This window comes from Elusimicrobiota bacterium, from assembly GCA_016706425.1.
Lineage (GTDB): Bacteria > Elusimicrobiota > Elusimicrobia > FEN-1173 > FEN-1173 > JADJJR01.
Window position 1 is genome coordinate 1,775,637 of record JADJJR010000001.1, and the last position, 8,215, is coordinate 1,783,851.

Below are 8,215 nucleotides of genomic sequence, written 5' to 3' on the forward strand. Positions count from 1 at the left end.
CTTTTGGATTTAAAGGACGGGAAAGATTAAAACGACGGTTAATTATTCACAATTTCGATGCGTTTGCACAGTCTGAAAACAGTCTATTCGTGATCGCAAATGTTCTCGGGCCGCATACCGAAACCCGAGGGGCCTCCAACGAATTTGTTGCGCGCGGCCAAAAAGTCCACCAGCTCGCCCGCCGTCATGTTTTCCGCCGAGCACGTGTGGAACCGCGCTGAAGTCCCGAACCAGCCGTGAATGGCTTGCTCGAGGGATTCCGCCGTGAAGGGCTCCTTGGATTCCAGCATCTTTTTCATCACTTCGTGGCCGTGAATGGACGCGTTCATTGTGACTCCTGGGAGAAGGATAAAACTTGATCCGGGGAAAATCGCGGGCTCGCCCAACGCATGGGAGGGGCGTAGCCCACGCGGACGAACAGCAAATGGGTCTCCCGGGCAAAATCCACCGAGGGGAAAAGCGCCTGGTAATCCGGCCAGAGGCGTTCCAGAATCTCCCGACTTTCGGGAGAAAACGTCTTCGCGCCGAACGTGTTCCACTGATCGTAAAAGTGGTGAATGGGCGTGATCGGTTGGACGGAAAGCCCGAGATGGGTCAGCCCCAGCCAAAATCGCTCCATGGCCCGTCCCCCGGCGAAAACGGCGTCCCGGTCCTTCCCGCGCGCGGTCAGCAAAGCCACGCCCGAGGATTCCAAGACCCCGCGCGCCACGTGGCGCGCGGCCAAATGACCCAATCCCAACCGATTGGCCCATCGCATGACCGACCACGACCGCGTGGCGCGCAGAAAAACCTCCCCGATTTTTCCCGCTTCGAGGTTCCCTAAGGGAAGACCATCCGGCCGGCAGGCGATCTCCTCGCGCGTCCAGCGGATCTTCTCATTGACGACACGGTGAATCCGCTCATCGGCCACGCGCGCCCGCTCCGACTGAAAAACCACACGGGCCACCCGTTTCAAAGCCGTCGGATCGACGATCCAATGGACCCGCACGCCGGGGAAGACCTCAATCAATTGGTCCAGCGATTCGCGGGAACCTTCGGGCAAGGGCCTTTTATCGTAATGACGACGGTTGGTGTGCCGTTCCCACACCGATTCGAAAAGAAAATCTTTGGGCACGTCGGCCCCGCGCACCGACAGAAGGAACGACGGATTCTCCGACTCCGTCCCCGCGCTGAATCGAATGTCCCCGGCGAGCCCCAGGTTGGCGGCCGCTATTTTCATGTTTTCGGCCACGGCGCCCAAAGCCATCAATGTGCCCGTGCCGGTCATGTCGACCCCCGCATCCCCCGCCTTGACCCGAATTTCATCGGGCCCGAGGCGCGCCGACCAGGGTTGCGCGTTTAAAACCGACGGCGCGTAGGTGCCGGCCAGCAACAAGCTTTTCAATACATCCTTGGGAATCGGAGAGGACCAAGTCCGGCGGGTCGGCCATTGGGCCGGGGGCAACCGTTTAAACCCCCGATCGTCCAACAAATAGGCCATCACGGCCCGTCGCAGCCTTTGCAGGGGCCCGCGGTTTCCCCAACGCAGCCGACCTGTGACGAACCGATTGAGGTAGGGGTCAAACTGGCGGTAAACGGGCGCCGGGGCCAACCCCTCCTTTTTTAAAATCAAACGCATGGCCTCGGTCACCGCCAACGCGCTGCACAACTGGCAAGCGACGTCCAAGGACGGCCCCCGCCGTCGGTTGAAGCTCACGCGGCTGAAATCCATGTAACGACCGTGCGTGGAGCGGGGCGCAAGACCCACCGCGAAAGCGATCAAAGCGTCCCGGTTGGAGGTTTGGTCGTTCACGTCGAAATAGTCGTCGAAACTCATGCCGTCCGGCGAAAAGACCAACAAGGCCGAACTGTACCCCAGGGGGCCCGCCGTCACCACGGGGATCCCCTTGGCCCGGGCCCGGTTGAAAACCATCCGCCGCGCTTCGAAACAGAAAAAATCCACGCCGTCCAAGACGACGTCGACGCCGTCGAGAAAATCGTCGACGTTGGCGGCCGTCACGCCGGTGTCGAACTTTCGGATTTCCAAAAAGGGGTTGATGGCGAGGGCCTCCTCCTCCATCACATCCAGTTTGGGCCGCCCCAGGGCGGGGACGGTGGCGCCGAACTGCCGGTTCATGTTGGCCGGTTCGTAGACGTCGAAATCGGCGATGTTGAATTTCCCCACTCCCGCCCGGGCCAAGGTGACCAAATGAACCCCGCCCACCCCCCCCAAACCCGCGATGGCCACGCGCGCTCCGGCCAGGGCCATTTGGTCGGCCCGGGACAATAGACCGATGTCCCGGGAAAAGGCGTCCGCCCAAAACGTTTCCCGATCGTAAATGCCGTAGGTTTTGAGTTTATTGAGAAATTCGGTTTTGCCCATGCAACAATGATTTTAGCACCTGTCGACCCCCGCGTCATCCAACAACACCCCGTCTTGCCAAGGGGCCGAACCCGGTGTACATATATAAGATGTATAGATAGAAGGAGAGCCCATGGCCCCACTCGCCCGTCAATTGGAAGAACGCATCCGCGCCGTCGTCAAAGGCAAAAACGCCGTCGTCCGCCAGGCCCTGGCCTGCGTGTTCGCCGAAGGGCATCTCCTGATCGAAGACGTCCCCGGCGTGGGCAAGACCACCCTCGCCCTCTCCCTGGCCAAAACCCTCGGCCTCTCCCTCCAGCGCATTCAGTTCACGGCGGACCTCCTTCCCGCGGACATCCTGGGGGTGTCCGTCTTCAACAGCCGCGACAACACCTTTGAGTTCAAACCCGGCCCCATTTTCCACCACATCATTTTGGCCGATGAGATCAACCGGTCCTCGCCCAAAACCCAAAGCGCCTTGCTTGAGGCCATGAGCGAGCGCCAGGTGACCACCGACCAATCCACCCGCCCCTTGCCGCGCCCCTTTTTCGTGATCGCCACCCAGAACCCGATTGAGCACCACGGCACCTTCCCCCTGCCCGAATCCCAGCGGGACCGCTTTCTCATGCGCCTCACCATGGGCTACCCCGACGCGGCCGACGAGTTGGAGATCCTCCGCAACGCCATCGACGCCCACGCCGCCGAACGCCTTCAGGCCGTCACCGACGCCGCCGGCATCCGCGCGGGCATCGACGCCGTCCGGGCGGTGCGGGTGGACGGCGCCTTGGACGAATATATCTTGCGCATCGTGCGGGAAACCCGGTCTTCCCCGTATTTGGATCTGGGCGTGAGCCCGCGGGGGGCCTTGGCTCTCCGGCGCGTGGCCCAGGCCAACGCCTACTTGGACGCGCGCGATTTTGTCACCCCCGACGACATCAAATCCCTGGCCGTCTCGGTGTTGGGCCACCGCGTCCTCCCCAAGGGCGTCGACCTGGGCGCCGACGCCGACCCCGGCCGCCGCGTCCTCGAAGACATCCTCGCCCGGACGCCGGTCCCCCTGTGACCGATCGGCCCCGGGGCGGAATCCGGGCCGCGCTCCGTCGGTGGTGGAACCCGCCGCGCACCATCCATTTCACCAAGGCGGGCCGCAACGTCGTCCTGTTGGCCTTCGGCATCGGCTTCGCCGCCATGAACACCGGCAACAACCTGCTCTACATCATCTTCGGGCTTCTCCTGGGAATGATCCTCGCCTCCGGGTTCGTCTCCGAAGGGGTTCTCCGTCCGGTCCGCGTGTCGTTGCTCTGGCCGGGGGAAATCTTTGCCGGGGCGCCGTTTCCCCTGCGGGTGATCATCAACAACCCTTCCCGTCGGCCGTTGATCGGTCTTCAGGCCTGGGCCACGGTAACGCCGCCGGGCAGCGTCGCCGCCGAAACGCCTCCCGCGGCGTTCCTCTACGTCCCCGCTCGGAGTCAAGCCGGACGGGACATCCCCTTGGCGGCTTCCGCCCGGGGCGACCTGCGTCTCGTTCACATCCGCGTGGGCACCCTGTTTCCCTTCGGCTTTTTCGAGAAATCCCTCCGCGTCCCCTTCGACGAAGTCCGGGTGGTTTACCCCGCGCGGGTCCCGGTGCCTCGGCGGGCGCTGGCCCTCGAGAGCCCCTCGCCCCGCCAACGCACCGACCGGCGCGGCGCGGGGGACGCCTTTTGGGGCCTGCGGGATTTCCAAGAGGGCGACAGCCCCCGCCGCGTCGCCTGGAAAAGCGCCGCCCGCCTCGGTCGGCTGATCGTGCGCGAGAACGAACGGGAAACGGAAAAACGCCTTCTGCTGGACCTCGGCCGGGCCGAGGACTGGCGCCGCCTCCCCCCCGCCGAACGCGAAAACGCCGTTTCCTTCACGGCCTCCCTGGCTCTTTTGAAATGGTCCGAAGGCTACGACGTGGGCCTGGTGGAAGGGACTCTCGTGCTTCCCCCCGGCCGGGCGCCCCGCCACCGACAATCGTTCCTGACGCGCCTGGCCCGGCTCGACCCGCTGGCCCTCGAAACGCCGGCCCCCGCTCCGGGCGCGCGGTCCGTTCTCGACCTTTGGCGGAGGCCCCTGTGACCCTCGCCCTTCGCCGCGCCGTGTGGGTCCTCACGGGCATCGCCGTGACGGCCCTGGCCACCAGCGGCGAAATCGGCGCCGCCCGGGCCGCCGGTTTCCCCGCGCTGTGGGCGGCGCTCTTCGCCATCGACGAAAAGGGCCGCCTGCTCAAAGGGGCCCGCCTGCAAACCATTTTGGTCCTCGGGTTTCTGTTCCTGGGCCTCGCCCGCTGGGTGGGCCAACGGGAACCCTTTTTAATGGTCGTGGCGGACTTCTTGGTGGCCTTTTTGTTCACCAAGGGCGCCTTCGTCAAAACAGTCAAAGACCTCCAACAAATGACGGCGTTGTCTTTCTTCATCCTGCTGGCGGCGGCGTCGCTCTCCCTCAACATCGGATTCTTGGCGGCCTTCGTGGCCTACACCCTGTGCGCCACGGTGGTGTTGACGCTTTTTACCCTCGAGGGTCTGGCCCACCAGGGCGACACCCCCGGCCCGCGCCGGTTGGCACCCGTCCTGGCGCGCACCGCGGCCATTTCCCTTTTCTGCGCGTCGAGTCTGGCGTTCCTTATGTTCGTGTTTTTCCCGCGCTGGTCGGCGGCGGTTTTTCAAGGACGGTTCCTGGGCCCCCTGGCCCGGGCGGGCTTTAGCGACACCATCCGCCTCGAAGGCGCGGGCGACATCTACCGAGACCCGCGCATCGTCCTCCGCGTGGAAACGGGCTCCCCCTGGGACGGCTATTTGCGGGGGTCCGTCCTCAACCGGTTCGACGGCGCCCGCTGGACCGCCGCCCCCCTTGAACGGACGACCCTGCGGGGGTTTCGGCTCATTGAGAATCGCTTCGTGATCCCCGGCGGCGGCACCGGCCCCTCGGGCGCCCTCCGCCGCCAACGCATTTTTCTGGAACCCGTGGACTCCCCCACGCTTTTTGCCTCTCCCTGGCCCGCCGTGATCGAAGCGATGTTGCCCCGGTTGCTCGTGGCCCCGGACGGCACGGTGCGCCGCAGCCCGGAGCACAAAGGCCGCCTGGCCTACACGGCCTATTCCCACCCGCGCCCCATGGGCCTGGATTCCCCCACGACCGAAGACACGCTCCTGCCCCCCCATTGGCCCGGCGCCGAACGGACACGCGAACTCCTTGAAAAGTGGCGCCCCCGCCGCGCCAACGCGATCGACACCGCCGAGGCGGTCCTGGCGCGACTCAAAACCGATTACGGCTACAGCCTGGAAGACGAAGCCGGCCGCGCCGCCCAGCCGGTGGAATCTTTCCTTTTTGACGTGAAGCGCGGCCATTGCGAACTCTTCGCCACGGCGCTCGCGGTCATGCTGCGGCTCGACAACATCCCCGCCCGCCTGGTAACGGGCTTTCGCGCCCACGAACGAAACATCGACGGCGGCCACTATGTCGTCCGCGCCCAAGACGCCCACACCTGGGTCGAAGCCTGGATCGACGGCCGCTGGGTCTTGCTCGACCCCACGCCCACCGCGCGCTTCGCCCCCCCCGCCCAAAGCGCCCTGCGCCGATGGAAAGAACGCTGGGAATACCTCAACTTTTTGTGGAACGCCCGCGTGTTGAGCTACGACCTGGAAACGCAAAAAGACATTGCGGTGTCGGCTTTTCAAACCTCCCAACGGTGGGACCGCAAATTCCAAAACCTTCGGGACAACTGGCGTGAAAGGCTCAAAGGACGGCGGGCCCCGTCCCTCTCGTTTCGCGTGGGGGGTGGCAATGGTTGGTGGGCCGTGCCGACGGCCCTTGTGATGGCGAGTTTGTTTTGGGTTTTCCTCCATCGCAAGAAATCCGCTCGGCCAGCCACGGAGGTGTGGTTTTATCGGCAAGCGCTGGACGCTTTGTCCCGACGGGGCCTTGCCCGCACGCCCGCCGAAACCCCCCGGGAATATCAGCGCCGCCTGAGCGACCGCCCGGAGATCGGCGCTCCGCTCCAATCCATCACCGACCTCTTTTGTGAAACCCGCTACGGCCGACGGCCCCTGTCGGCGGACAGAGAGAGCCAAGCCCGCGCCGCCCTCGCGGCCTTGCGCCGCCCCGCGAGGCGCCCATGACGGACCTTCCCCTGCGGGCCTTAGGGGTTTTGCCCCTCTTGTTTTTCATTTCCATGGCGCTGTTCCACGTGAAAAAGGGGCGCTGGGGCGACGCCTTTTGGATGTGCCACGCCTCGAACCTTCTTTTGGCGGTGGGTCTGTTCTTTGAAAAACCCACGATGGTCGCCATGGCCCTGCCTTGGCTGCTGTTCGGCATTCCCCTCTGGCTGGGCGAGGCGGTGCGCATCCGGAGAATCATTCCCCTGTCCGTGGTCACCCACTGGGGCGGGGCCCTGGTGGCCTTTTACGCGGCGCACCGCTGGGGGGCGGGTTCGGATTGGTGGTGGAAATCGCTGATCTTTGCACTGGCCGTGCAGGGAATCACGCGCTGGGCGACGCCCGCCGTTTGGAACATCAACGCGGCCCACGGGGTCTACGATGTGGCCAAAGGAGTTTTTAAATCGTTTTTGTCTTTCTGGATTTTCTGTATCGGCCTCACCGCGATCCTGCTCTGGGCGACCGAGAAGGTTTTGACTTTATTTTTTCCCGCCGGGGGATGAGACGTCAGTAATCGCCGGATGGCTTTGCCGTTGAAGTCGCTTTTGAGTCTTTTGCCGCCGACACGGCCGAGGGCAGCTTGCATTTCGTAAGAGTGGCTTCACCCTCTTCTTTCGACAACTGCTCCAACTTGGTACGGGCGATCATAAACCCCATCTTCACTCTTTGAAGCAAGTAATACACGATCCCTTTTTCGGTGTTGATGTTTAAATGATGGACGTTTTCCGCGTGGCTAGCGATATCGGCCGGACCGGGCTCGCGGTCCCAGCACAGCGCTCCCTTGGGCCCGGTGACTCCAACGGTTGTGGAGCCGTCGCTCACTTTCATGGGCACCGCCCCGCCAAGAGAAACAGGCCTCAAAACATATATTCGCGCCTTGTCCGGGCTCACTGCCGTGGTTTGATCCGGAATCGCCACATACTGCTTCGTGCTGGCGCACGCCACCGTCAATAATCCCAAAACCCCCACCAAAGCCGTTCGTGTATTCATTTTTGTCCTCTGTTTACGGGTTTAACGGCCGTCCAGTTTACCATCGGGCTTTCTCAAAATCTGCTTAATCAAGACGAACGCTCCATACACGACTAAAAAAACCAACCCGGTGAAAATCCCTTGAATAACTTTTGCCTTCACCGCCGAAAGGGGCGTGCTTAAATAACCTATTACAAAACCCGATCCAAATACCAATTGCCAAGATCTCACCAAGAAATTTCGCTCTCTACATTCCCCAAATATTCCACACCGGCTCTAAGCCATTTTTACAAGTATTCAAAAGCGCGGCCAACCGATTAGGTTAGAAAGTGCATATAAAAACACTGAAACTATTCCAAGCATGAAAAATCCTATCTGGGTGTTTAATGCCCAATCCGGTGATTTAGTTTCTGGGACAACACATTCCCTACCATGTAATTTTTCGTTTTGATAGTGGGCAAGGTTTTGCCAAAACTTTCTCCTCAGAAATAAATCCACAATTCCAAATAAAATACACATAACAAACATTAGCCAACCACAGACCAGCAATACCGTCAATTTTAAAGGAATATCACTAATTGGAAAAATCTGTTTAAGCGAAATCCCAAAAACAATCGCTCCTGTTGACAAAGTAATTGCCAAATTGGACATGTGAAAATTAATCTTATTCGCCATATCTCTTGCATGGCAATATTCAGCGTTTTGATCATAATTCTGTTGGTTCATAAAT

8 protein-coding genes are annotated in these 8,215 nt (G+C 61.6%); 4 read left to right on the forward strand and 4 right to left on the reverse strand.

Translation table 11 applies throughout. The features are described 5' to 3' along the window. Positions 1-83: 83 nt before the first annotated feature. Together IPI56_07410 and IPI56_07415 are read right to left on the reverse strand one after the other, a co-directional pair. Entirely contained in the window at positions 84-329 is a 246-nt protein-coding gene (locus tag IPI56_07410) for a YecH family protein (GenBank protein MBK7545551.1), read from the reverse strand. Next, positions 326-2,362, reverse strand: coding sequence for a ThiF family adenylyltransferase (locus IPI56_07415; protein ID MBK7545552.1), 2,037 nt, complete (start codon positions 2,360-2,362; stop codon positions 326-328). Before IPI56_07415 ends, IPI56_07410 begins: the two co-directional genes overlap by 4 nt. 112 nt (positions 2,363-2,474) lie before the next feature. Here IPI56_07415 and IPI56_07420 point away from each other — a divergent pair, with 112 nt between their 5' ends. From IPI56_07420 to IPI56_07435, 4 genes are read left to right on the forward strand one after another with little or no spacing between them, the layout of a single operon-like run. Next, positions 2,475-3,404: a MoxR family ATPase gene (locus IPI56_07420; GenBank protein ID MBK7545553.1), complete on the forward strand. Its 930-nt coding sequence runs from the start codon at positions 2,475-2,477 to the stop codon at positions 3,402-3,404. Then, positions 3,401-4,441: a DUF58 domain-containing protein gene (locus tag IPI56_07425; protein ID MBK7545554.1), complete on the forward strand. Its 1,041-nt coding sequence runs from the start codon at positions 3,401-3,403 to the stop codon at positions 4,439-4,441. The genes IPI56_07420 and IPI56_07425 overlap by 4 nt, the downstream gene beginning before the upstream one ends. Beyond that, complete coding sequence (locus tag IPI56_07430; protein MBK7545555.1) at positions 4,438-6,480, forward strand: DUF3488 domain-containing protein; 2,043 nt, start codon at positions 4,438-4,440, stop codon at positions 6,478-6,480. Before IPI56_07425 ends, IPI56_07430 begins: the two co-directional genes overlap by 4 nt. Continuing rightward, entirely contained in the window at positions 6,477-7,019 is a 543-nt protein-coding gene (locus tag IPI56_07435; protein MBK7545556.1) for a hypothetical protein, read from the forward strand. Before IPI56_07430 ends, IPI56_07435 begins: the two co-directional genes overlap by 4 nt. Positions 7,020-7,023: 4 nt before the next feature. Here the strand turns inward: IPI56_07435 and IPI56_07440 are convergent, their stop codons facing one another. Both IPI56_07440 and IPI56_07445 read right to left on the reverse strand, forming a co-directional pair. Next, a complete protein-coding gene (locus IPI56_07440; GenBank protein MBK7545557.1) occupies positions 7,024-7,506 on the reverse strand; it encodes a hypothetical protein in 483 nt (160 codons plus the stop codon). Between the two features lie 276 nt (positions 7,507-7,782). Then, a complete protein-coding gene (locus IPI56_07445; protein ID MBK7545558.1) occupies positions 7,783-8,211 on the reverse strand; it encodes a hypothetical protein in 429 nt (142 codons plus the stop codon). Between the last annotated feature and the right edge of the window lie 4 nt (positions 8,212-8,215).

Excerpts from the sequence above, each read along its gene's own strand:
- IPI56_07410 (MBK7545551.1), bottom strand. The coding sequence starts at position 329 with ATGAACGCGTCCATTCACGGCCACGAAGTGATGAAAAAGATGCTGGAA.
- IPI56_07415 (MBK7545552.1), bottom strand. The coding sequence starts at position 2,362 with ATGGGCAAAACCGAATTTCTCAATAAACTCAAAACCTACGGCATTTAC.
- IPI56_07420 (MBK7545553.1), top strand. The coding sequence starts at position 2,475 with ATGGCCCCACTCGCCCGTCAATTGGAAGAACGCATCCGCGCCGTCGTC.
- IPI56_07435 (MBK7545556.1), top strand. The coding sequence starts at position 6,477 with ATGACGGACCTTCCCCTGCGGGCCTTAGGGGTTTTGCCCCTCTTGTTT.
- IPI56_07440 (MBK7545557.1), bottom strand. The coding sequence starts at position 7,506 with ATGAATACACGAACGGCTTTGGTGGGGGTTTTGGGATTATTGACGGTG.
- IPI56_07445 (MBK7545558.1), bottom strand. The coding sequence starts at position 8,211 with ATGAACCAACAGAATTATGATCAAAACGCTGAATATTGCCATGCAAGA.